At 59.9% G+C, this 22,314-nt stretch carries 15 protein-coding genes; 12 read left to right on the top strand and 3 right to left on the bottom strand.

The genetic code is table 11. The features are described 5' to 3' along the window. Nucleotides 1-32: 32 nt before the first annotated feature. Entirely contained in the window at nucleotides 33-1,433 is a 1,401-nt protein-coding gene (locus tag AB5Y48_RS01175; protein ID WP_368163512.1) for a DASS family sodium-coupled anion symporter, read from the bottom strand. Between the two features lie 154 nt (nucleotides 1,434-1,587). Further along, nucleotides 1,588-2,025 carry a thioredoxin TrxC gene (trxC, locus tag AB5Y48_RS01170; protein ID WP_060586202.1) on the bottom strand — a complete coding sequence of 146 codons (438 nt, stop codon included), beginning with the start codon at nucleotides 2,023-2,025 and terminating at the stop codon, nucleotides 1,588-1,590. A gap of 48 nt (nucleotides 2,026-2,073) precedes the next feature. On the opposite strand from trxC, the gene AB5Y48_RS01165 reads away from it, so the two are divergent. The 4 genes from AB5Y48_RS01165 (at nucleotide 2,074) to AB5Y48_RS01150 (ending at nucleotide 8,849) form a co-directional block, all read left to right on the top strand. After that, a complete protein-coding gene (locus AB5Y48_RS01165; protein ID WP_368163511.1) occupies nucleotides 2,074-4,749 on the top strand; it encodes a response regulator in 2,676 nt (891 codons plus the stop codon). A gap of 61 nt (nucleotides 4,750-4,810) precedes the next feature. Further along, nucleotides 4,811-6,538 (top strand): ABC transporter transmembrane domain-containing protein, encoded by a 1,728-nt coding sequence (locus AB5Y48_RS01160; protein ID WP_368163510.1) that lies wholly within the window; start codon nucleotides 4,811-4,813, stop codon nucleotides 6,536-6,538. Further along, complete coding sequence (locus tag AB5Y48_RS01155) at nucleotides 6,535-8,289, top strand: ABC transporter transmembrane domain-containing protein (protein ID WP_368163509.1); 1,755 nt, start codon at nucleotides 6,535-6,537, stop codon at nucleotides 8,287-8,289. Before AB5Y48_RS01160 ends, AB5Y48_RS01155 begins: the two co-directional genes overlap by 4 nt. A gap of 86 nt (nucleotides 8,290-8,375) precedes the next feature. Continuing rightward, nucleotides 8,376-8,849: a DUF4442 domain-containing protein gene (locus tag AB5Y48_RS01150; protein WP_050664904.1), complete on the top strand. Its 474-nt coding sequence runs from the start codon at nucleotides 8,376-8,378 to the stop codon at nucleotides 8,847-8,849. On the opposite strand, the gene ybcJ is transcribed toward AB5Y48_RS01150, so the two are convergent. Beyond that, on the bottom strand, nucleotides 8,850-9,062 hold the full coding sequence (gene ybcJ, locus AB5Y48_RS01145; protein WP_050664903.1) for a ribosome-associated protein YbcJ: 213 nt from the start codon (nucleotides 9,060-9,062) through the stop codon (nucleotides 8,850-8,852). It abuts the gene before it with no gap. 142 nt (nucleotides 9,063-9,204) lie between these two features. Here ybcJ and AB5Y48_RS01140 point away from each other — a divergent pair, with 142 nt between their 5' ends. The 8 genes from AB5Y48_RS01140 (at nucleotide 9,205) to AB5Y48_RS01105 (ending at nucleotide 22,306) form a co-directional block, all read left to right on the top strand. After that, complete coding sequence (locus AB5Y48_RS01140; RefSeq protein WP_368163508.1) at nucleotides 9,205-9,936, top strand: DUF429 domain-containing protein; 732 nt, start codon at nucleotides 9,205-9,207, stop codon at nucleotides 9,934-9,936. 225 nt (nucleotides 9,937-10,161) lie between these two features. Beyond that, a complete protein-coding gene (pepN, locus tag AB5Y48_RS01135; protein WP_368163507.1) occupies nucleotides 10,162-12,786 on the top strand; it encodes an aminopeptidase N in 2,625 nt (874 codons plus the stop codon). A 45-nt stretch (nucleotides 12,787-12,831) separates the two neighbouring features. After that, complete coding sequence (locus tag AB5Y48_RS01130) at nucleotides 12,832-13,053, top strand: DUF2835 domain-containing protein (RefSeq protein WP_050664900.1); 222 nt, start codon at nucleotides 12,832-12,834, stop codon at nucleotides 13,051-13,053. Nucleotides 13,054-13,312: 259 nt separating this feature from the next. Then, nucleotides 13,313-18,151, top strand: a complete 4,839-nt coding sequence (locus AB5Y48_RS01125) for an NAD-glutamate dehydrogenase (RefSeq protein ID WP_368163505.1) — start codon at nucleotides 13,313-13,315, stop codon at nucleotides 18,149-18,151. A 46-nt stretch (nucleotides 18,152-18,197) separates the two neighbouring features. Beyond that, nucleotides 18,198-19,208 (top strand): quinone-dependent dihydroorotate dehydrogenase, encoded by a 1,011-nt coding sequence (gene pyrD, locus AB5Y48_RS01120; protein WP_136613555.1) that lies wholly within the window; start codon nucleotides 18,198-18,200, stop codon nucleotides 19,206-19,208. An 85-nt stretch (nucleotides 19,209-19,293) separates the two neighbouring features. Beyond that, nucleotides 19,294-19,827: a cell division protein ZapC gene (locus AB5Y48_RS01115; protein ID WP_050664897.1), complete on the top strand. Its 534-nt coding sequence runs from the start codon at nucleotides 19,294-19,296 to the stop codon at nucleotides 19,825-19,827. A gap of 137 nt (nucleotides 19,828-19,964) precedes the next feature. Further along, nucleotides 19,965-22,076: a bifunctional 23S rRNA (guanine(2069)-N(7))-methyltransferase RlmK/23S rRNA (guanine(2445)-N(2))-methyltransferase RlmL gene (gene rlmKL, locus AB5Y48_RS01110; protein WP_050664896.1), complete on the top strand. Its 2,112-nt coding sequence runs from the start codon at nucleotides 19,965-19,967 to the stop codon at nucleotides 22,074-22,076. After that, the gene (locus tag AB5Y48_RS01105; protein ID WP_050664895.1) at nucleotides 22,076-22,306 is read left to right on the top strand and encodes a glutaredoxin family protein; all 231 of its coding nucleotides are present in this window, start codon (nucleotides 22,076-22,078) and stop codon (nucleotides 22,304-22,306) included. The genes rlmKL and AB5Y48_RS01105 overlap by 1 nt, the downstream gene beginning before the upstream one ends. The last annotated feature ends 8 nt before the right edge of the window (nucleotides 22,307-22,314 follow it).

Genomic DNA, 22,314 nt, shown 5'->3' with positions numbered 1-22,314 from the left:
CGTATGACTGGCCTTCGTCGTTACAGGGGCGTTTAGTGGAGTATGTCCCCCACAAAGTAGGCCAGCAGGGTGATGATCAGGGTGAAGATCAGGTTAAGGGCCAATCCGGCACGCATCATCTCCCGTTGGCGGATGTGGCCACTGGCAAAGACAATGGCATTGGGAGGCGTGGCCACCGGGAGCATAAAGGCGCAAGAGGCCCCGATGGCAATCAGAACCGAGACCACCACAGGGGAGACGCCCATTGCCTCGGCAACCCCGGCGAAGAGAGGAACCAGCAGGGCCGCCGTGGCGGTATTGGAGACCAGCTCGGTCAGGAAGATGACGAAGGCGGCGAGGCAGAGTAGAACCAGAAACAGCGGTAGCGTTGCCAGCGCACTGGAGAGATGCTGCGCCAGGAAGGCATTGGCCCCGGTATCTTTGAGGACCACGCTCAAGGTGAGGCCACCGCCAAAGAGCATCAGCACCCCCCAGTCGGTGTTTTTGTTGATGTCTTCCCAACTGGCGACCCGGCTGACGGCGATAGCCAGAATGGCGCCCATGGCGATCAGGGTATCGAGTTGGGCAATGCCCCCCAGTGCCTTGGAGAGCGGCTGGGAGCCGATCCAGAGAGCGACCGTGGCCAAAAAGATGATCAGGGTCGTCTTGCGTTCGCCATTCCAGACGATGCTGACCTTCTGGCTCCGGACCTGGTGAGAGAGGGTAGGACGGGTAACCAGATAGAGCAGACCAATGCCAACCGGCAGGAAGATGACGACGACCGGGATCCCGAACTTGAGCCAGTCGGTGAAGCCGATCCCCATCTGGGCGGCGGCGATGGCATTGGGGGGGCTGCCGACCAGGGTGCCGATCCCGCCGATGCTGGCGCTATAGGCCACCCCCAGCAGTACAAACACCAGGGTCCGACGCTCTTTGTGAACATCCAGCCCTTTGAGCATGCCCAGCGCCAGCGGCATCATCATGGCGGTGGTAGCGGTGTTGCTGATCCACATGGAGAGGGCGGCCGTGACTGAAAAGAGGACCACGGTCGCCCAGCCGAGGTGCCCCTTGGCCAGTTGCATCACCTTGGCGGCCAGCTGGGCATCGAGCTGCTGTTTCGAGAGGGCGGCCGCCAGCGCAAAGCCACCGAAGAAGAGAAACAGAACCGGGTTGGCGAAGCTGGTGAGAGACTTGGCCATGTCGGCAACCCCGAGCAGGGTCGCCAGCACCGGGATGGCCAGGGCCGTGATGGTGATATGCACCGCCTCGGTGAGCCAGAGAATGGCGATAAAGACGAGGATCGCCAGCCCCTTGTTGACATTGGGGTCGAACGGAAGCCAGCTCAGCATGGCAAAGAGCAGCAGCAGATCGGCAATCAGGATGCCGGATTTCATATCCAGCCAGCGTGGGGTGACAGTCTGCGGCTGATGCGAAGAAATATGTTGATCGCTCATGAGTTTCCATTGGATTGTTGTTGTATTGGTGATTGGGATGTTACATCCAGGTAACCGGTAACGAACAGTCAACCCTGCTGAAAACATGGTAAGACTCACAATAATCGGCGGCGTATCCACTCGCCTCCCTGTGTTGACGGGGACGCTGGGTGAGTCAGGATGCCCGGGGGAGTGTCTCCAGCCACTGCCTGAACAAGGATGCCGGCAGGGCGCCGCTGCGCTGCGCAATCACCTGGCCGCGCTGAAAAACCAGCAGACTTGGAATGCTGCGAATGGCGAAGCGGGCGGCGAGATTGCTCTCTTTTTCCGTATCGAGCTTGGCAAAGCGAAAGCGTGGCTCAAGCTCGGTGGCGACCGCGTTAAAGGTGGGGGCAAATTGCAGGCAAGGCCCACACCAGCTGGCCCAAAAGTCGATAACCACAGGGATATCGGAGGCGATCAATGCCTCGAAATTGGCAGCGGTGGCGACGACAGGGGCCAGATCGATGAGGGGTTGATGGCATCGTCCGCAACGGGCTTCCTGAGGGGGGCGACTGAGGTTCATTCGGTTCTTTACATAGCAGTGGCTACAATAGGTGATGATGGAGGACATGCCGGCTCCTTAATAATTCTAAAGTGACGAGAATAACACGGGATAAACATGACAGAACGAAGCTACAACTGGCTATGGGCCTGTCTGGTGCTCTCCATTTTGTTACTGGTTGGGGGCGGCATCTATCAGATAAGGCAACTTGAACGAGCCGTGGCACTGACCCAGCGCGCCGATGAGCTTTTCCATCATATCAGCCTTGGCACTGTCGCCGTGCTGGGACAATCCATGAATACCCGAGACCTCGAACGATCGCTGGCCCCGTTGCATCAGGAAGTGGAGGCGTTTGTGCACTTCTATCGCGACGCCGCCTTCGACGATGCGGTGAGCCAGGGAGGTGACATCGTCAACATCCTGACTCGATACATGAACGATCTGATGGCATTTGGCTTGCAACACGAGCGTGCCAGACGCCTTGGCGATGTCTATCGCCAGCAGCTGACAGGTCGGCTCCCTCAGGGAGAGGGGGCATATGATGACGCCTTGAATCCACACCTGTTATCCACGCTGCAGGGAGACAGTGCCGACAAGCTGCTGCCCCTCTATCTGCAGTGGCAGGAGGTTGACGGGCTGATGCATCGAATGCGCGATCGTCTGGCGGCGGGGGAGGAGCTCTCTACCCTGCTCGGCTGGAAGATGGACCAGAGTTCGGAGATCAATCGCCTCAAGGGGGCGCTCTATGGGACCACTGCATTGATGGTGCTGCTCACTGCCATCACCATTGGAGGAATGCTCTGGCATCGGGACAGGCATCTGCGCGCCATGGCGGATCACGCTCAGGGGCTGGCCAAGAGCCGTAGCGATTTTCTGGCCAACATGAGCCATGAGATCAGAACACCGATGAATGCGGTGATCGGCTTTACCTCCCTGGCACTGCAAACCGAATTGACTCTGACCCAGCGTGATTATCTGGGCAAGATCAAGGTGGCATCGGATAACCTGCTGCTGCTCATTAATGACATCCTGGATCTGAGCAAGGTTGAGTCGGGCAACCTGACCCTGGAGGAGTGCGATTTCAGTATCGACGAGTTGTTGGACTCGCTGGCGGCCATGTTTGCAGACATGAGCGAACGCAAGGCCCTCGAGGTGATGATCGACAAGGCGCCGTCGGTGCCAGAACGGCTACGTGGTGATGCACTTCGGTTGGGGCAGGTGCTCATCAACCTGGTCGGCAATGCCATCAAGTTTACCGAAGAGGGGATGGTTACCCTCTCCATCCGCGTCGACGAGCAGGGAAGGCTGGCATTTTCGGTCAGTGATACCGGTATCGGCATCGATCCCGACAAGCGCTCGCGCCTCTTTAAGCCTTTTTCTCAGCTCGATGCCGGTTATAGCCGAAAATACGGGGGCACCGGGCTCGGATTGAATATTTCCCAGCGGTTGGTGGGGTTGATGGGCGGTACCATAGGAGTCGAGAGTGAACCCGGTCAGGGGGCTCGATTCTTCTTCGATATTCCCTTCTCACCCGCCATCTATGGAGGAGCTCATACAGAGCGCCTCCTTCCTGGAGGGAGCGAAATCCTGCTGTTGGAAGACAATCCCTTGGTGATGGATCTGCTGCGCAGTGTACTGCAGCGCGCCGGGGCGGTCGTCCATGAGGCGACGACCCTGGCCGACGCCCGAGAGTCGGTGAGAATGATCGGGGATCGTCTGACTATGGTGATCCTCGACTGGCGACTGGGGGATGAGGATGGCCTGGATCTGGTGCCCGTATTGCGTGGGCAGCCCAGGCTCGCCACGTTGCCGGTGTTGGTGATCAGCGCCTGGTCCCGCGATGGCCTGCATCAGCGTATGGAGTCCTTGGAGCTGCAACATTTCCTGAGCAAGCCGGTGACCGAGCCCTTGCTGCTGGACAAGATGAACGCGCTGCTCACCCAACGCGAACAGGAGAGGGTCCCGTCTCCCGATGAGCGAACCGACTGGGTGGGGGAGCTCGCCGGTATCAGGATCTTGTTGGCAGAAGATAACCGGGTCAATCAGCAGCTCATCGTTGAGTATCTCAGACGGGTAGAGGCTCACACCGAGGTGGTCGATAACGGGGCCGAGGCGGTGCAATGGGTATTGCAAGAAGAGTTCGATCTGGTGCTGATGGACTTGCAAATGCCGGTCATGGATGGTCTGGAGGCGACCCGCAGGATCCGTCGCTATCGCTCGTCCGAGTCACTGCCCATCATCGCCCTGACGGCCAGTGCCATGCCCGAGGATCGGGGGCACTGCTTCGATGCCGGCATGAATGGCTATGTGACCAAGCCGGTTGGCAAGACGGAGCTTTACAAGGCCATTATCGAGCTGGTCACGGCCCGTGACCGACAGGCCGTCATCCCCTCCCAATCACTGCCACTCTTTGACTGCGCCATGGCGCTGTCGCGAGTCGGTGGCGATGAAGAGGCCCTGATGGTGATGGCCAGCCAGTTTGTCAGCGAGCACCGGCATGCCATGTATCAGATAGAGCTTGCCCTGCAACAGGAGGAGAGGGCCCATCTGTGTAGCCTCCTGGGAAGCCTCAAGAGACTGGCCGGCAACCTGATGGCCAAACGATTGCAGCGGGCCTGCAGTGAGTGCATCCACTCGGTGCAGTCAGGGGCGTCTCCTCGATTCGAGGAGCTGCACTCGATCTTCGCACAAACCCTGGCGGCGCTTGAACGCTATCTGTTGAGCCATGAGAGTACCGAGCTCCATGAGCACCAGGATTCATCCCCCTGGGTTGTCGGCCTTGGCAAAGAATGAAACTGATTTTTATTCATGACGCCTTACAATAGGGTCACTCTGATCCGTCCAAGAGGTGGTTGTGACCATTTTTCTGCGTTTGCGCTGGTTTTTTCGTGAGCAGTGGCGTCGTTATCTGCTCGCTATCACGCTGTTGATGCTGGTGGCCCTGCTTACGGCCATTCCACCCCGGATCGTCGGCATAGTCGTGGATCGCGTGACCACGGGGGGAGCCCTGCTGGTGGATCTCTGGGGTTATCTGGGTCTCTTGTTACTGCTGGGGCTTTGCATCTACGGCTTGCGCTATGTTTGGCGTGTCACCCTGTTTGGCGCCTCATACCGGTTGGCTTATGTGCTTCGCAACCGGCTCTTTACCCATTTCCTGGCCATGAGCCCGGACTTTTATCAACGCCACCGCACCGGCTCCCTGATGGCGCATGCCACCAACGACATTCAGGCGGTGGAGATGACGGCCGGTGAAGGGGTGCTGACGCTGGTGGACTCTTTTATCGTCGGCGCTCTGGTGCTGGGGATCATGGCAACCCAGTACTCCTGGCAGCTGACCCTGCTCTCTCTGCTCCCCCTGCCTGTCATGGCGTTATGCATGAATCGCTTTGGCAAACAGATTTACCGGGAGTTCAAAGAGGCACAGGCCGCCTTCTCGCGCCTCAACAACAAGACTCAGGAGGCGCTATCCGGGGTGCGCGTACTTAAATCCTACGCGGTCGAGGCGTTGGAGGATCGCACCTTTGCCGAACTGACCCGTCAGGCCGGACAGCGCAACATGGCGGTTGCCCGTATCGATGCCAAGTTTGATCCTGTTATCTATCTCTGTATCGGCGCCTCCTATTTTCTGGCCGTGGCCGGCGGCGGGTATCTGGTGGTGCAAGAGCATCTCACTTTGGGGGAGTTGACCAGCTTTACCATGTATCTGGGCCAACTCATCTGGCCCATGTTCGCCATCGCCTGGCTTTTTAACATTATCGAGCGCGGGAGTGCGGCCTATAGCCGTATCGAGACCCTGCTGGCCGAGAGCGGAGCCATCGCCGAGCCGGCCCTTGCCCAGCCATGCCGGCAGCCCTGGCCACTGACTCTGGAGCGGGTCGGTTGGAGTCGTGAGGGGCGTACCTTGCTTCGGGATATCCACTTCTCCCTGGCTGAGGGCTCCATGATTGGGGTGGTGGGTCGTACCGGTGCCGGCAAGAGCTCGCTTATCCGGTTGCTGCTGCGCCTGGCCGATCCCGATACGGGGCGCATTACCATGAATGGCACCCCGCTCCCTGAGCTTTCGCTGGGGGAGCTGCGTCATCAGCTGGCCTATGTACCCCAGGAGCCTTTCCTCTTCTCGACCACCATACGGGGTAACATCGCTCTGGGGCGTCCCGATGCCTCGGCGGCAGAGGTGGAGACGGTGGCACGTATCGCCTGCATCCACGATGAGATAGTCCGTTTTCCAAGGGGTTATGAGACCGAAGTGGGTGAGAAAGGGATCACGCTCTCGGGAGGACAGAAGCAGCGGATCGCCATTGCCAGAGCCCTGCTGATGGAGGCACCCATCCTGTTGCTCGATGACGCCCTCTCGGCAGTCGATGCCCATACGGAGCAACATATTCTGCATGCGCTCCATCGGCAGAAGCGGACCCTGCTTATCGCCTCTCACCGCATGACCGCGGTCGAGCAGGCCGATGAGATCCTGGTGCTCGATGAGGGGGTGGTAACCCAGCGCGGCACTCACCCGGCCTTGATGAGTCAGGGGGGTTGGTATGCCGACATGGTCCGTTATCAGAGGCTCGAAGAGGAAGAGGCATGAATTCAACCGTTAAACGCCTGCTCGCCTATGCCCTCGAGCACAGAGGCTGGCTCATTCGTGGCTTGGGATGGCTGATGTTGGCCACGGCGGCCGAAGTGGCAGGGCCGCTGCTCATTAAGCTCTTTATCGATGATTATCTGGCGCCGCGTCAGATGGTAGGGTCGGCCGTCGCTACCCTGGCGTTGGCTTATCTGACGCTGCAACTGCTCTCGGCACTGGGTTTCTATCGTCAGTCCCTGCAGTTCAATCATATCGCCCAGGCGGTGGTTCAGCGCTTGCGAGAGCAGGTCTTCGCCACGGCGATCCGTCTGCCGGCCAGCTATTTTGACAAGCACCGCTCTGGGGCACTCATTTCGCGTATCACCAACGATACCGAGGCGATCATGAACCTTTATGTGCAGGTGATCGGCCAATTCGTACAAAAGCTGGTGTTGCTGTTTGCCATCCTCTGCTCCATGGCCTTGCTCGATCTGCGCCTGATGCTGGTGTGTGCGGCTCTGGTGCCTTCGGTGGGGGCCATCATGTGGCTCTATCAGCGCTGGAGTGTACCTGTTGTGCGGGCAACTCGTAGTCTCCTCTCTGATATCAACAGTCGGCTCAACGAATCGCTGCAGGGAATGACGGTGATCCAGACACTGGTGCAGGAGCGCCGTTTTGCCGAAGAGTTTGCCAAAGTCAATGGGGAGCATCGTGAGGCTCGGCTGCGTGGTTTGAAGATCAATGGTCTCTTGTTACGCCCCCTCATCGACCTGCTCTATATGCTGGTGCTGGTGGGATTGCTGAGCCTCTTTGCCTGGGAAGGGCAGGGGAGCGGTGCCGTGCAGGTGGGGGTGCTCTACGCCTTTATCAGCTATTTGGGGCGGATGATCGAGCCCATCATCGAGATCACCAATCAGCTGGGCCAGTTACAGCAATCCATGGTGGCCGGTGAACGGGTCTTCGAGCTGCTCGATGAGGTGCGTGAGCCCAGTGCAGGAGCCGACATCCTGCTGGCCGGCAGGGTGGCATTCGACGGGGTGGGTTTCTCCTATGACGGAGTACAGCCGGTGTTGAGCGAGGTCGATTTCGAGATCTCGTCGGGAGAGATGCTCGCGCTGGTGGGGCACACCGGTAGCGGCAAGAGCACCATCATCAGCCTGCTGATGGGCTATTACCCTGCGGGCAGGGGAGAGATACGACTCGACGGTCGCCCGCTTGGGGAGCTGGGGCTGGCTGGTGTCAGGAGGCAGATGGGGCTTGTTCAGCAAGATCCCTTTATCTTTGCGGGCACCCTGGCCGACAACATCAGACTGGGCCGTGAGGGCATTGACGAGCAACGCCTCTGGCAGGTGCTGGCTGAGGTTCAACTCGATCACTTCGTTCGTTCGCTGCCTCAGGGACTTGATAGCGAGCTCGACGAGGGGGGACAAAACCTCTCGGCCGGACAACGGCAACTGCTCTCGTTTGCAAGGGCCTTGGCCTGTAACCCGCGCATCCTCATCCTTGATGAGGCCACGGCCAGCGTGGATTCCCAGACCGAAGCCGCCCTCTCGATGGCGCTGGTCAATGCCAGACGCGGGCGTACCACGATCGCCGTTGCGCACCGCCTCTCGACCATCGTTGATGCCGACGAGATCCTGCTGCTCTCGCGCGGCCAGGTGCAGGAGAGGGGGACCCATGATGCCCTGATGGCTAAAGGGGGCCATTATGCGCATCTGTTCGATATGCAAAGTCAGGGGGCCTGGCGCGAACTGGAGGGGCGCCGAGCCTGAGGTGGCAGGCCGCCCGAGTGGCGGCTTGCATTCCCCATTCGATGCAGGCAACATCTCCGTAACATCAACTCATCGGATCAGTTGCCATGGATCTGCAACGTTTCAAGACCAATCTGGCCTTGCGCCTCTTCGTGTGGCGCTACATTCCCCTCATCGGTTTTTGCGCCCCGATCATCGAAACCATTAATGCCAGGGAGCTGGCCATCCGGATCCCGCTCGGTTGGCGTACCCGCAACCACCTGGGCAGCATGTATTTTGGTGCCCTTGCCACCGGAGCCGATCTGGCCGGAGGCCTGCTGGTCATGGAGAAGGGTCGTCAGCGCAAGCGCAAGGTGCACTTTGCCTTCAAGAGTGTGGCGGGAGAGTTTATTCGTCGCCCGGAGGCGGATGTGCGCTTCTACAGTGCGGCCGGCGAGCAGATCGACGCCATGATCGAGGAATCTATTGCCACGGGGCAGCGGATCAACCGCCCCATCGAGGTGGTGGCCACCTGTCCGGAGCGGGATGGTGATGAGCCGATGGCTCGCTTTGAGCTGGTGTTATCGCTCAAGGCTGCCTGATCACGGCTTGATAACGGCCTTCATTCCGTTGAAGTTGACCACCTGCTCGGCGCGGATCTTGCCGCGTTTGCGGGTATCGACCTGACCATCGACCTCGACCAGGCCTTCGGCGATAAGCTGTTTGGCCTGTCCACCGCTATCGGCCCATCCCAGATGCTTGAGCAGATCGCACAGCTCGACGTGGGGGTGGCCTTCCAGGTTGAATGTTTCCATGATTGTGTCCGAATGGGTGCAAAGCGCGACATTTTAGGCCCAGCGGTGGGTACTTTCAAATGGGAGAGTACCGGGTTATGGCAAGAATACCTTCTAAAGGGGAGCGCTCTTCGCTACTCTCCTGCCTCTTTGAGGAGGTGTGATGCAACAACATGAGCAATGGCAGGCCATCGGTATTGGCTGGGATGTACGGGGGTGGCAAGGCAAGGCTCAGGCGGTTGCCGTCGTTGGCTGGTCGCCGGGTCGCCCCTTAGACTGGCTTGGTATCTCACCGCTCTTTCGTCTGAGCTCTCGCTGTGAGCCCAACTTGCGTACCCTGCTTGCTCCCGCCTTGCCCGAGTCACCGCTGCTCGAGCGGGTACTGGCTCACCCGTGTGTCACCCTGGGGATTGACGCTCCGCTCACGTTTCCAGCCGCCTTCGTCGACTTGCTGCGAGAAGGGCAGGGGCCTCGTCACATCCCGGAGCGTGAGATAGACAACCCCTATGCCTATCGCGATTGTGACCGTTGGCTCTATCGCCAATACCGGAAGAAACCCCTCTCGGCGAGCTTCGACAGACTGGGTAACAACGCCACCCTGGCCATGGCGATCTTGCCTGCTATGGTGCAAGGGGAGGGGCACTCGGCCATTGAGGTGTATCCGGCGCTTGCCAAGGTCGCAGGCAGAGGCAGTGAGGCCTGGCCAGAGTTACGTCCTCATCTGCCGTCACATCTGGTACCTGGGACAGACCCTTACGATGCGGCACTGTGCGCCCTGATGGCATTGCAGCAGGCCAGTAAAGGGGGCTGTGAAGCGCTACCCGAGCTGGTTGAACCGCAGGCGCAGATGAATGATGGATGGATCTATCACTTTGCAAGAGAGGGGGCTCAGTAGGTGCCGGGGCTACTCGCAAGGCGCTCTCGCCCAGTCTATTTACCTATAAAATAGATATGCCATCACACAAGCGTGTGAGTTAACAACATCCAACCGTCTGCAACCCAGATGAAAAACGTGCGCAAAGCAGGGGCAATAGCGCTCGGGGGGAGGATGAAACCGTTGACCGGGCCGGGTGGCTGTGACAGCCTTTGACGGTCAACATAAGCGTGGAAGCAAACAATAATGACACACACGACTGAGGCCGTTGCGGCCAAGTATCGCCTGGATTATCAGGCTCCCCACTATCTGATCGACACCATCGATCTCGATGTTCAGCTGGGGGAGGAGCAGACCCGGGTGACTGCTATCTCCCGTGTTCGTCGTAATGGCGAGCACAACGAGCCGTTACGGCTCGACGGGGACGAAATGGAGCTCATCACCGTCGCCGTCGACGGGCGTCCCTTTGGGGATTACCGATTGCTGCCGGGCGGGCTCGAGCTTGCGAACCTGCCGGCCGAATTTGTACTGACCATAGAGACCGAAATCGATCCCGCCGCCAACACGGCGCTGGAAGGGCTGTACAAATCCGGTGATGCCTTCTGCACCCAGTGTGAGGCCGAAGGGTTTCGGCGCATTACCTATTATCTCGATCGTCCCGACATACTGGCACGCTACAGCACACGCATCACGGCCGACAAGGGCAAGTATCCGTATCTGCTCTCCAACGGTAACAAGGTGGCCAGCGGTGACCTCGACGGAGGGCGTCACTTCGTTCAGTGGCAAGATCCCTTCCCCAAGCCCAGCTACCTGTTCGCCCTGGTCGCCGGTGACTTCGATGTGCTGCGCGATCACTATGTCACGCGCTCCGGCCGTCAGGTTGCCCTCGAGATCTTCGTCGACAAGGGCAATCTTGAGCGTGCCGATTTCGCCATGGAGAGCCTGAAGAAGGCGATGAAGTGGGATGAGGAGCGTTTTGGTCTCGAATACGATCTCGATATCTATATGATCGTGGCCGTCGACTTCTTCAACATGGGGGCGATGGAAAACAAGGGGCTGAACATCTTCAACTCCAAGTTTGTGCTGGCCAACCCGGCCACCGCCACCGATCTCGACTATCACGGTATCGAGCGGGTCATCGCTCACGAGTACTTCCACAACTGGACCGGTAACCGGGTCACTTGCCGCGACTGGTTCCAGCTCAGCCTCAAGGAGGGCTTGACCGTGTTCCGCGATCAGGAGTTCTCCTCCGATGTCGGCTCCCGACCGGTCAACCGAATCAATAACGTGCGCACCATCCGTGGCCCCCAGTTTGCCGAGGATGCAGGCCCCATGGCCCACCCGATCCGCCCCGATGTGGTGATCGAGATGAACAACTTCTACACCCTGACCGTCTATGAGAAGGGCTCGGAAGTGATCCGCATGATGCACACCCTGCTCGGTGAGGAGAAGTTCCAGGCGGGCATGCGCCTCTATTTCGAGCGCCATGATGGCACGGCGGCCACCTGCGAAGACTTCGTCTGTGCCATGGAAGAGGCGTCGGGGGTCGATCTCGGCCGCTTCCGCCGCTGGTACAGTCAATCGGGGACGCCCGAGTTGACCGTTCGTGACGAGTTCGATGCCGCCAGCGGTGAGTATCGCCTTCATGTCACCCAGTATACCTCGGCCACGCTGGATCAGGCCGAGAAGCTCCCTTTGCACATTCCGCTGGCCATCGAGCTGTATGGCCGGGATGGTGGCCGCTTGCCACTGCAGCGGGCCGGTCAGCAGCTGCACCCGGTGCTGGATGTTCTGGAGTGCGAACAGACCTTCCTCTTCGACGGCCTGTCAGAGCGCCCGATCATCTCCTTGTTGTGTGACTTCTCGGCGCCGGTGCGGCTCGATTATCCCTATTCGGAGGAGGCCCTGACCTTCCTCATCGCTCATGCCCGCAATGAATTTGCCCGTTGGGATGCGGCCCAGACCCTGGTCAATCAGGCCGTGATCAGCAATGTGACCCGTTTGGCGCAAGGGGAGGATATCGTCTTCTCACCGGCCTTGCTGGAGGCGTTCACGGCCGTGCTGGGCGACGATACCCTCGAGCCTGCCTTCAAGGCCGAGTTGTTGACCCTGCCGGGTGAAGGGACACTGTTTGAGCAGTTCGAGACCGCCGATGTCGATGCCATCCATCAGGTTCGTCATGGGCTTCGGCATGCCCTGGCCGTGGCCTTTGGCTCCCGACTCGATGAGCAGCACGACGCCCTCAAAGCCGAAGGATACGAGAACAGCCACGAGGCTGCCGCGCGCCGTACCCTGCGTAATGTGCTGCTCGGTTACCGGGTAGCCCGGGATGGGGACAGAGCCGATGATCTGGTGGCAGCCCAGGCTGATCAGAGCGATAACATGACGGATCTGCTGGCGGCGTTGCAGGTGGCCAACGGTTTCCTGCTGCCTTGTCGGGCGCGTTTGATGGCCGAGTTTGAAGCCAAGTGGGCTCACGATGGTCTGGTGCTCGATAACTGGCTGCGTCTGGTGGGTAGCAAGCCTGCGAGTGATGCGTTGGCCGAGATCCGCAGCGCCATGGCGCACCCGACGTTCAGCATTCGTAACCCGAACCGGGTGCGAGCGTTGATCGGCAGCTTCGCGGCTGGCAACCCGGTGCAGTTCCATGCCAAAGATGGCAGTGGTTACCGCTTCCTGGCGGATCAGTTGGTGGTGCTCAACGAGGTCAACCCGCAGACCGCATCGCGCATGATCACACCGCTTATCCAGTTCAAGCGGCTCGATGCTGGGCGCAAGGCCCTGGTGCGTGCCGAGCTGGAGCGACTCGCCGCCCTGCCCAACCTGGCGGCGGATCTCTTCGAGAAGATCGATAAAGCGCTCAAGATGTAAGGAAATCCAGGCGGGCGCCAGTCGCCCGCTTTCTTAGGAGCTGTCATGAAACAGTACACGTTTCGCCTCAGCCTGCCTGCCGATGAGATCCTGCGCCTCTATCGGGGGGAGGTGCGCAAACTGGTGGTGCGCAGCGAGCAGGGGCTGGTGCTTGAGCTCTCTGCCGACAAACTCAGACCCTTCGTCAATCAGAGCGGCGTCTATGGCCGTTTTCTGCTTAAAACCCAGGATGATCATCGCTTTCTCAGTCTGGAGCGGTTGTCGTAACAATCTGCTCACATTTTACCCACTCCTGCCGACACCCCTGCGGTCAAAGGGCGGTCGGGCCAGTTGCTTTTCCTGTCAGTTAACGCCCTTGGCAGCATATCTGACAAACGGCGCCGTGATCTTGCCCTAAGTTTTAACAAACTGTTATCACCTTGGCTCGCCTTGTTACATGCTTGGGATTACACTCGCGCTGACCCTTGTACCCAGCGCGGCACCTTGTTGCCGTTTGCGGTGTGAAGTCCGCTAAGGAAAACAACAAATGGCTTTGAAAGACGCACCCGTTTCCGTCCTGCTCGAAAACGTCATCCAACTCGTTAATCAGAAACTGCCCAACAAGAGTGCCTCTCTGGTGGAGCGCTTCGTCGCCAAGTTCTATGGCAACATGGGCAGCGACGATCTGGTCGATCGCAACGACAGCGATCTCTATGGCGCCGCTATCAGTCTCTGGAACGCCCTTAACCGGCGCAAGGAGACGACTCCCCATATTCGGGTCTATAACCCCGAACTGACGCGCCATGGCTGGCAATCTCCCCACACCATCGTCGAGCTGATCGTGCAGGACAGCCCCTTCCTGGTCGACTCTTTCCGCATGGCCCTCAAGCGCCTCGGGATCACCGCACACATGATGCTCCACCAGCCGCTGCACCTGGTGCGTGGCAAGGATGGCGAGATCACCGATATTCTTGGGATCGACAACATCGATGGCCAGACCTCGGTCGAGACGGCCTTTCTGGTCGAGATCGATCACCTGACCGACGAAGCCCAGATGGAGGCGCTCAGTGCCGAGCTCCACTCTGTTGCGGGAGAGGTGGCACTGGCCGTTAGCGACTGGCTCCCCATGCAGGAGCGTCTGCAGGCCATCATCGATGAGTTGCCCAAGCGTCCCTCGCCCCACACCAAGGCACAGCGCGAGACGGCGGTGACCTTCCTCAAGTGGGTTGCAGCCCACAACTTCACCCTGATGGGCTATCGCCGCTACGACGTCAAGGGGGTTGAAGGGGATCACGAGATCACCCCGGTGGCCGGCTCCAGTCTGGGTCTGATGAAGAACTCCATCAAGGAAGGGGGCATGCGCCTTGGCACCATGCCGGCCAGTGCCCGCCATGCGGCCCTGAGCCAGGAGTTGCTGATCCTGACCAAGTCCAACAGCAAGTCCCGGGTTCATCGCCCCGCCTATATCGATTACATCGGCATCAAGCGCTTCGACGAGCATGGCAAGGTGGTGGGTGAAGATCGCTTCATCGGCCTCTATGCCTCTTCTATCTACAACACCAGTGCCACCCAGATCCCGCTCATCAGCCACAAGGTGGAGCGCATCATGGGGGCTTCCGGCTTCGAGAAGGGCTCTCATGCCTACAAGGCGCTGCTCAACGTCCTCGAGACCTACCCGCGTGATGAGCTGATCCAGGCCAGCGATGAGGAGCTGCTCGACACCGGGCTCGGGGTGCTCGAGATGCAAGAGCGCGACATGCTGCGCCTGTTTGTGCGCCGTGATGTCTACGGCCGCTTCTTCTCCTGCATGGTCTATGTGACCAAGGAGCGCTACAACACTGCCCTGCGGGTCAAGACCCAGCAGGTGTTGCAGCAGTACTTCGGCAGCGAGGAGGAGGTGGAGTTCAACGTCTACTTCACCGAAGGGGTGCTGGCCCGCACCCACTACATAGTGCGCGTCAATAACAATAACGTGGATGTGGATGTGAACGAGATCCAGACCAACCTCATCGAGGCTGCCCGCAGCTGGGACGATCGTCTCGATACCGTACTGCTTTCCCACTTTGGTGAGACTCGTGGCAACCTGTTGCGTCGCCGTTTCAGTGCTGCCTTCCCCCGTGCCTACAAAGAGGACGTGCTGCCCGGCTCTGCCGTGGCCGACATCATTCAGCTCGAGTCTCTCTCCGAGGAGACTCCCCTCGGCATGCTCTTCTACCGTCCCCAGGAGGAGAGCGACGCCCAGAAGGTCCGTCTCAAGCTGTTCCACCGCAATGAGCCTATCCACCTCTCTGACGTGCTCCCCATGCTCGAGAACATGGGGCTGCGGGTGATCGGTGAAACGCCCTATCAGGTGCGTAACGGTGCCGGTGAGGTGTTCTGGGTGCTCGATTTCGCCATGACCTTCACCGGCAAGGCGCTCGATCTGGAGGAGTGCCAGACCCGCTTCCAGGAGGCCTTTGCCGCCGTATGGGAGAAGCGCCTCGAGGATGACGGTTTCAACCGTCTGGTACTCGGGGGTGGGCTCTGTGGTCGCCAGGTGTCGGTGCTGCGTGCCTATGCCAAGTACATGCGCCAGACCGGTGTCACCTTCAGCCAGGCCTATATCGAGGAGACCCTCAACCGTTATCCCGAGATTGCCCGCCGTCTGTTCGACTTGTTCGAGCAGCGGATGAACCCGGCCATCGAACGCAACGAGCACGCCCTCGAGAAGCTGCACGGGGATCTCATCCACCGTCTGGATCAGGTGGCCAACCTTGATGATGATCGCATCATCCGCCGCTTTATGGAGATGATCGAGGCGACTCTTCGCACCAACTTCTACCAGAAGGATAAGGCCGGTCTCGACAAGCCCTATATCTCCTTCAAACTGGCTCCGGCCTCTATCACCGACATGCCGCTGCCGCTGCCCAAGTTCGAGATCTTCGTTTATTCGCCCCGGGTCGAGGGGGTTCACCTGCGCTGGGGCAAGGTGGCCCGGGGTGGCCTGCGCTGGTCCGATCGCAAGGAGGACTTCCGTACCGAGGTACTGGGTCTGGTCAAGGCGCAGCAGGTGAAGAACACCGTGATTGTGCCGGTCGGGGCCAAGGGCGGCTTCTACTGCAAGCAGATGCCGGTCGGGGCCAACCGCGCCGCCATTCAGGAGGAGGGCAAGGCCTGCTATCGCCTCTTCATCCGAGGCCTCCTGGATGTGACCGACAACATCATCAAGGGGGAGGTGATCCCGCCCAGAGACGTGGTGCGCCACGACGAGGATGACTACTACCTGGTGGTCGCCGCCGACAAGGGCACCGCCACCTTCTCCGACATCGCCAACGAGATCAGCCTCGAGTATGGCCACTGGTTGGGTGATGCGTTCGCCTCCGGCGGCTCGGTCGGTTACGACCACAAGAAGATGGGGATCACGGCCCGCGGCGCCTGGGAATCGGTCAAGCGCCACTTCCGCGAGATGGGGGTCGACTGCCAGAGCTCCGATTTCACTTGCGTCGGGATTGGCGACATGGCGGGGGATGTCTTCGGCAACGGCATGCTGCTCTCCGAGCACACCCGTCTGGTGGGGGCGTTTAACCACATGCACATCTTTGTCGATCCCACCCCGGATGCGGCCAGGAGTTTTGCCGAGCGTCAGCGTCTGTTCGATCTGCCCACCTCCACCTGGGACGACTACGACAAGTCGCTCATCTCCCAGGGCGGCGGCATCTTCCTGCGCTCGGCCAAGTCCATCAAGCTGTCAGATGAGATGAAGGGGCTGCTCCACACCGAGCGCGACACCATGACCCCCAACGAGCTCATCAAGGCGCTGCTGTGTCTCGATGTGGATCTGCTCTGGAACGGTGGCATCGGCACCTATGTGAAGAGCCGCAAGGAGAGCCACGCCGAGGTAGGGGATCGCAGCAACGATGCCCTGCGAGTCAACGGTGGCGAGCTCAAGGCGCGCATCGTGGGCGAGGGGGGGAACCTCGGCTTCACCCAGCAGGGGCGCATCGAGTACGCCATGAACGGCGGCCGTCTCAACACCGACTTCACCGATAACGTGGGGGGGGTGGACTGCTCCGACAACGAGGTGAACATCAAGATCCTGCTCAACCAGTTGGTCGATGCCGGGGATCTGACCGTCAAGCAGCGCAATCAGATGCTCTACGAGATGACCGACGAGGTGGCCCAGATAGTGCTGACCAACGCCTATCGTCAGTCCCAGTCCATCTCGGTGACCCGCTATCGTGGCGATGAACAGATCAAGGAGCAGCAGCGCTTCATTCAGGCTCTGGAGCGTGAGGGCAAGCTGGATCGCGCCCTCGAGCATCTGCCGAGCGACGAGGAGCTCTCCGAACGCATGGCCGCAGGCCAGGGGTTGACTCGCCCAGAGCTGTCAGTGCTGGTTGCCTACGGCAAGATGGTGCTCAAAGAGCAGCTCAATACACCCGAGGTGACCGAGGATCCTTTCCTCGCCCGTATGCTGGTCAAGAGCTTCCCGACCCAGCTGCAACAGCGCTTCGGCGAGGCGATGCAGCAGCATCCCCTGCGCCGCGAGATCATCGCAACCCGGGTCGCCAACATGCTGGTCAACGATATGGGTCTCAACTTCGCCTACCGTCTGCGCGATGAGACTGGCGCCAGCGTGGCCGAGGTGGCCATCTGCTTTGCCATGGCCCGCGAGGTGTTTGGCTTCGATGCCCTGTGGCGTGGCATCGAGGGGCTCGATAACCGGGTCAGTGCCGAGACTCAGCTCGAGATGATGTTCTACAGTCGTCGCATCCTGCGCCGGGCGACCCGTTGGTTCCTGCGCACCCGCAACCGCAACTGGAGCATCGAAGAGACGGTCGCCTTCTTCCGTCCTGCCTTCCTGAGCCTCTCCGAGCACCTCTATGAGGTGATGGAGGAGAGTGAGGTGGAAGAGCACAAGGAGGGGGTTGCCCGTCTGGTCGGTGAGGGGGTGCCCGAGCCTATCGCCCGCCAGCTGGCGCATATGAGCAGCCTCTTCTCCAGCCTGGATCTGGCCCAGGTGGCGGCCGAGCAGCAGGTTGATGTACTGCGGGTGGCCGATGTCTACTATCGCCTCGGTGCCCGTCTCGAGCTGCACTGGTTCCTGGCCCAAATCAACCACCAGCCGGTCGGCAACCACTGGCAGGCGATGGCCCGCGCGGCGTTTCGCGAGGATCTCGACTGGCAGCAGCGGGCATTGACCGCCGTGGTGTTTGAAGGGTGCAAAGATCAGGGGGAATGCGGTACCATACTGGCCGACTGGATTTCGGAGCATGAGCAACTCCTGTCCCGTTGGACCCATATGTTGGCCGACTTCAAGACCACCAGCACACACGAGTTCGCCAAGTTCTCGGTGGCCTTGCGGGAGTTGAACCTGCTCCAGTTGAATTGCCGTACCTCGGCATAAGACGAACAAGCCCCGGCATGTGCCGGGGCTTTTTTAAGGAGCAACGATGTATTACCCCCTCGCCAGGCACTTCCTGTTCAAGCTCGATCCCGAAGTTGCCCACGAACTCTCCATCAAACAGCTCTCCCGCCTCCAAAATACCCCTCTCGATCGCCTCTTCCGCCAAACCTTGCCACCGCGCCCCGTCACCGTCATGGGGCTTAATTTTGCCAATCCGGTCGGCCTCGCCGCGGGTCTGGACAAGGATGGCGAGTGCATCGATGCCTTTGGTGCCATGGGGTTTGGCTTTGTGGAGGTGGGCACGGTGACACCTCGCGCCCAGGCCGGTAATGACAAGCCAAGGTTGTTTCGGGTCATTCCGGGGGAGGGGATCATCAACCGAATGGGGTTCAACAACAAAGGGGTTGACCACCTGGTTGAGAATGTAAAACGTGCTCGCTATCAGGGGATCATCGGGATCAATATCGGCAAGAACAAAGATACCCCGCTCGAGCATGGCAAGGATGATTATCTGATCTGCATGGACAAGGTGTATGACCATGCGGGTTATATTGCGGTTAATATTTCTTCACCCAATACCCCGGGTCTGCGGCAACTGCAATATGGCGATGCCCTCGACGATCTGCTGGGATCCTTGAAGGCGCGTCAGCAAGAATTGGCCGAACGTTACAAAAAGTATGTGCCTCTCACGGTGAAAATTGCTCCGGATCTGAGCGACGATGAAATTGAACAGGTCGCCGACTGTTTTGTTCGTCATCAATTGGACGGGGTGATTGCGACCAATACCACCCTGGCCCGGGAGATGGTGTATGACATGCCCCATGCCCAGGAGGCCGGTGGCCTGTCGGGGCGCCCGTTGCAGCCGCGCAGCACAGAGGTCATTCGTCAGCTCGCAGGTCACCTGAAGGGGTCCATGCCGATTATCGGGGTAGGGGGTATCGACAGTGCCATGGCCGCTCGTGAAAAAATGGCCGCAGGAGCCAGTCTGGTCCAAATATACAGCGGGTTTATTTACAAGGGGCCGGCACTAATCAAAGATATTGTGACCAATATTTAACTAAGGGGCGCCCCGCTAATTGAAATTGACCTGACTCTCTGCATAAAATGGTATTTGAGTCAATTTTCAAGTTTAAGGGGCGCCCATGATCATTGCACCCAACGATCACTGGCACTGGCGTTATGACCATCAGGCTGATCGTCTGATGCTCGATTTATCCGAGCAGATGCTGTTCGCCACCGAATATTGTGGCAAGCAACTGGTTCCTGCTGCGTTTACTCATGCCCCCTTTTGTGTCGATGATGCGGCCCTCTACTACCAGTTGATGGAACGTACCCAGGATCTTGCCTGGTCGGTGCCCCATCAGGTTCAGCTGGTTCTCAATGCCATTGCGGTAACCCGTTTTTACAAGCCCCTGATGCCCCAGAGTTGGTTCTTCGCAGAGCAGGAGGGAGTCATGGTCGAGGCGGGGCTGCTGGTTGAGATGGTGACCCCCCATGGCCGTGGTGAATTCCTCGTCATCGAGGCTGGTGAGCAGGCGAGTGTCTGCCTCTGCCTGAGCGATGATCTGGTACTGACGACCAGCAAGTCGCTGCCCCGCTTTGGGGTCATCAAGGTGATGAATAATCGAATGAGTCTGCGTCAGCGACCACAGCAAGACTATCGTCAGGCTGGTTGAGCCCTGTTTTTCCTCCGGCCGCCTCGTTGCGGCCCTCTTAAAGCCACCCTTATTGTCCCCGGTCACACTCAGAGTCTGTGTGGCGAGGAGACAATAGGGTATAATGCTGCCCTTTTTATGGCATCCCCGTGAGCGTGATGAAACAATTTTTTGCAACCTGCCCCAAGGGGCTGGAAGGCCTGCTGGCCGAAGAGCTGACCGGTCTTGGCGCGAGTGACGTGCGTGAGACCGTTGCCGGCGTCCACTTCAAGGGCGAGCTCGAGCAGGCCTACAAGGCCTGTCTCTGGAGCCGTCTCGCCTCCCGCATCGTGCTGGTGCTGGCCGAATTCCCGGTCAAGGATGATCTCGACCTCTATCTGGGTGTTCATACCCTGCCCTGGGAGCAACACTTTCCGGCCACCTCGTCCATCGCGGTGGACTTCACCGGTACCAGCGCTTCCATTCGCAACACCCAGTACGGCGCGCTCAAGGTTAAAGATGCCATCGTTGACCGCTTCCAAAAGCGCAGCAGCGCCCGTCCCGACGTGGACAAGAAGCAGCCGGATATCCGCATCCTCGGTCACCTCGGCAAGGGCAAGGTGAACATCACCCTGGATCTGTCGGGCTCGGCACTGCACCAGCGTGCCTACCGCCAGGGCACCGGCGAGGCGCCGCTCAAAGAGAACCTGGCCGCCGCCATGTTGCTGCGCAGTGGCTGGGCCGGTGAGGCGCTGCTCGATCCCATGTGCGGCTCGGGCACCCTGCTCATCGAGGCTGCCTTCATGGCCGCCGACGTGGCGCCGGGTCTCAACCGCCCGCGCTGGGGCTTCGAGAAGTGGCTCGGCCACGATCCCGAACTGTGGCAGAGCCTGATGATGGAGGCCCAGGTGCGCGCCAAACGCGGCCTCGGTCGCGTCGGTGGCAAGATCTTTGGCCGCGACAGCGACGAGCGGGTACTGGCCAAGGCCCGTGCCAATGCCAAGGCGGCCGGGGTGGGGCACCTCATCCAGTTCGCCGCTGGCGATGCGGTCAACCTCTCCAACCCCCTCAAGGGGACCGAAGAGGTGGGCATGCTCATCTGTAACCCGCCCTACGGCGAGCGTTTGGGGGAGTTCCCGGCCCTCATCGAGGTGCACCAGGCCCTCGGCGATGCCCTGCGCCGCGAGTTCCAGGGGTGGAAGGTCTCCATCCTTTCGGCCTCGCCGGAGCTGCTGAGCTGCCTGCGTCTGCGCGCCGACAAGCAGTACCGCCTCTTTAACGGCGGCATCGAGTGCCAGCTGCGCAACTACCAGATCGCCCTCGACTCGGTTGCCTCGAACAAGCAGGTGGCGGAAGACTTCGCCAATCGCCTGAAAAAGAACCTCAAGGGGCTCGAGAAGTGGGCCCAGAAAGAGGGGATTGAGTGCTACCGCCTCTATGACGCGGACTTGCCCGAATATAACGCTGCCATCGATCGCTACCGCGACTGGCTGGTCGTGCAGGAGTATGCCGCGCCCAAGGACATCCCGGCCCAGAAGACCCGCCAGCGCCTGCTCGACATGGTCCAGGCCGCTATCGCCGTCACCGGTGTGGACGGGGAGAAGGTGGTGCTCAAGGTGCGCGAGCGCCAGGAAGGCAAACAGCAGTACCAGAAGCTGGCCGAAGAGAAGCAGCGCTTCGAGGTGAACGAATACGGTGCCAGGCTCTGGGTCAACCTGCACGACTACCTCGATACGGGGCTCTTCCTCGATCACCGCACCACCCGCCGCAAGCTCGGCGAGATGGCCAAGGGAGCCCGTTTCCTCAACCTGTTTGCCTACACCGGCAGCGCCACCGTGCATGCTGCGCTGGGCGGTGCCCGCGAGACCACCACGGTGGACATGTCGCGCACCTACCTCAACTGGGCACAGGACAACATGCGCCTGAACGGTCTGAGCGGTCGCCAGCACCAGTTTGTGCAGGAAGATTGCCTGCAATGGCTGAGCGAGGCGCAGGGGCAGTACGATCTCATCTTCATCGACCCGCCTACCTTCTCCAACTCCAAGCGGATGGAGTCGACCTTCGATGTGCAGCGCGATCACCTGATCCTGCTCGGCCATCTCAAGCGCCTGCTGGCACCGGAAGGGACCCTGGTCTTCTCCAACAACAAGCGCCACTTCAAGATGGACATGGAGGGCGTGGCCGATCTGGGCCTTGAGGTGCAAAACATCAGCAAGCAGACCCTGCCCAAAGACTTCGAGCGCAACCCGCAGATCCACAACTGCTGGCTCATTCATCATGTGAAGGACTGATGCTGACCCTGTTTCATACCGACGGCTGTCACCTCTGTGAGGAGGCCTGGGCCCTGCTGGAGACGGCAGGGCTCGCCAGCATCACCCGGCGCTGCGACATTCTCGACGACCCGGCCTGGCTTGACGCCTACCGGGTGCGCATCCCGGTGCTGCGTGACGAGGCCGGGCGTGAGCTCGGCTGGCCGTTCGATCTGGCGGCACTGCGCCGCTTCACCGCTATACACCCTTAAGGAATCAC

The sequence above is a fragment of the Aeromonas sp. R6-2 genome (assembly GCF_040908155.1).
In the GTDB taxonomy this organism is placed as follows: domain Bacteria; phylum Pseudomonadota; class Gammaproteobacteria; order Enterobacterales; family Aeromonadaceae; genus Aeromonas; species Aeromonas schubertii.
Note: the sequence above shows the minus strand (reverse complement) of the source record. Positions and strands in the feature narration are given on the sequence as shown.

What these genes read in the sequence shown, in the direction of transcription:
- AB5Y48_RS01175 (WP_368163512.1), bottom strand. Translation starts at nt 1,433, where the DNA reads ATGAGCGATCAACATATTTCTTCGCATCAGCCGCAGACTGTCACCCCA.
- trxC (WP_060586202.1), bottom strand. Translation starts at nt 2,025, where the DNA reads ATGTCCTCCATCATCACCTATTGTAGCCACTGCTATGTAAAGAACCGA.
- AB5Y48_RS01165 (WP_368163511.1), top strand. Translation starts at nt 2,074, where the DNA reads ATGACAGAACGAAGCTACAACTGGCTATGGGCCTGTCTGGTGCTCTCC.
- AB5Y48_RS01155 (WP_368163509.1), top strand. Translation starts at nt 6,535, where the DNA reads ATGAATTCAACCGTTAAACGCCTGCTCGCCTATGCCCTCGAGCACAGA.
- AB5Y48_RS01150 (WP_050664904.1), top strand. Translation starts at nt 8,376, where the DNA reads ATGGATCTGCAACGTTTCAAGACCAATCTGGCCTTGCGCCTCTTCGTG.
- ybcJ (WP_050664903.1), bottom strand. Translation starts at nt 9,062, where the DNA reads ATGGAAACATTCAACCTGGAAGGCCACCCCCACGTCGAGCTGTGCGAT.
- AB5Y48_RS01140 (WP_368163508.1), top strand. Translation starts at nt 9,205, where the DNA reads ATGCAACAACATGAGCAATGGCAGGCCATCGGTATTGGCTGGGATGTA.
- pepN (WP_368163507.1), top strand. Translation starts at nt 10,162, where the DNA reads ATGACACACACGACTGAGGCCGTTGCGGCCAAGTATCGCCTGGATTAT.
- AB5Y48_RS01130 (WP_050664900.1), top strand. Translation starts at nt 12,832, where the DNA reads ATGAAACAGTACACGTTTCGCCTCAGCCTGCCTGCCGATGAGATCCTG.
- AB5Y48_RS01125 (WP_368163505.1), top strand. Translation starts at nt 13,313, where the DNA reads ATGGCTTTGAAAGACGCACCCGTTTCCGTCCTGCTCGAAAACGTCATC.
- pyrD (WP_136613555.1), top strand. Translation starts at nt 18,198, where the DNA reads ATGTATTACCCCCTCGCCAGGCACTTCCTGTTCAAGCTCGATCCCGAA.
- AB5Y48_RS01115 (WP_050664897.1), top strand. Translation starts at nt 19,294, where the DNA reads ATGATCATTGCACCCAACGATCACTGGCACTGGCGTTATGACCATCAG.
- rlmKL (WP_050664896.1), top strand. Translation starts at nt 19,965, where the DNA reads ATGAAACAATTTTTTGCAACCTGCCCCAAGGGGCTGGAAGGCCTGCTG.
- AB5Y48_RS01105 (WP_050664895.1), top strand. Translation starts at nt 22,076, where the DNA reads ATGCTGACCCTGTTTCATACCGACGGCTGTCACCTCTGTGAGGAGGCC.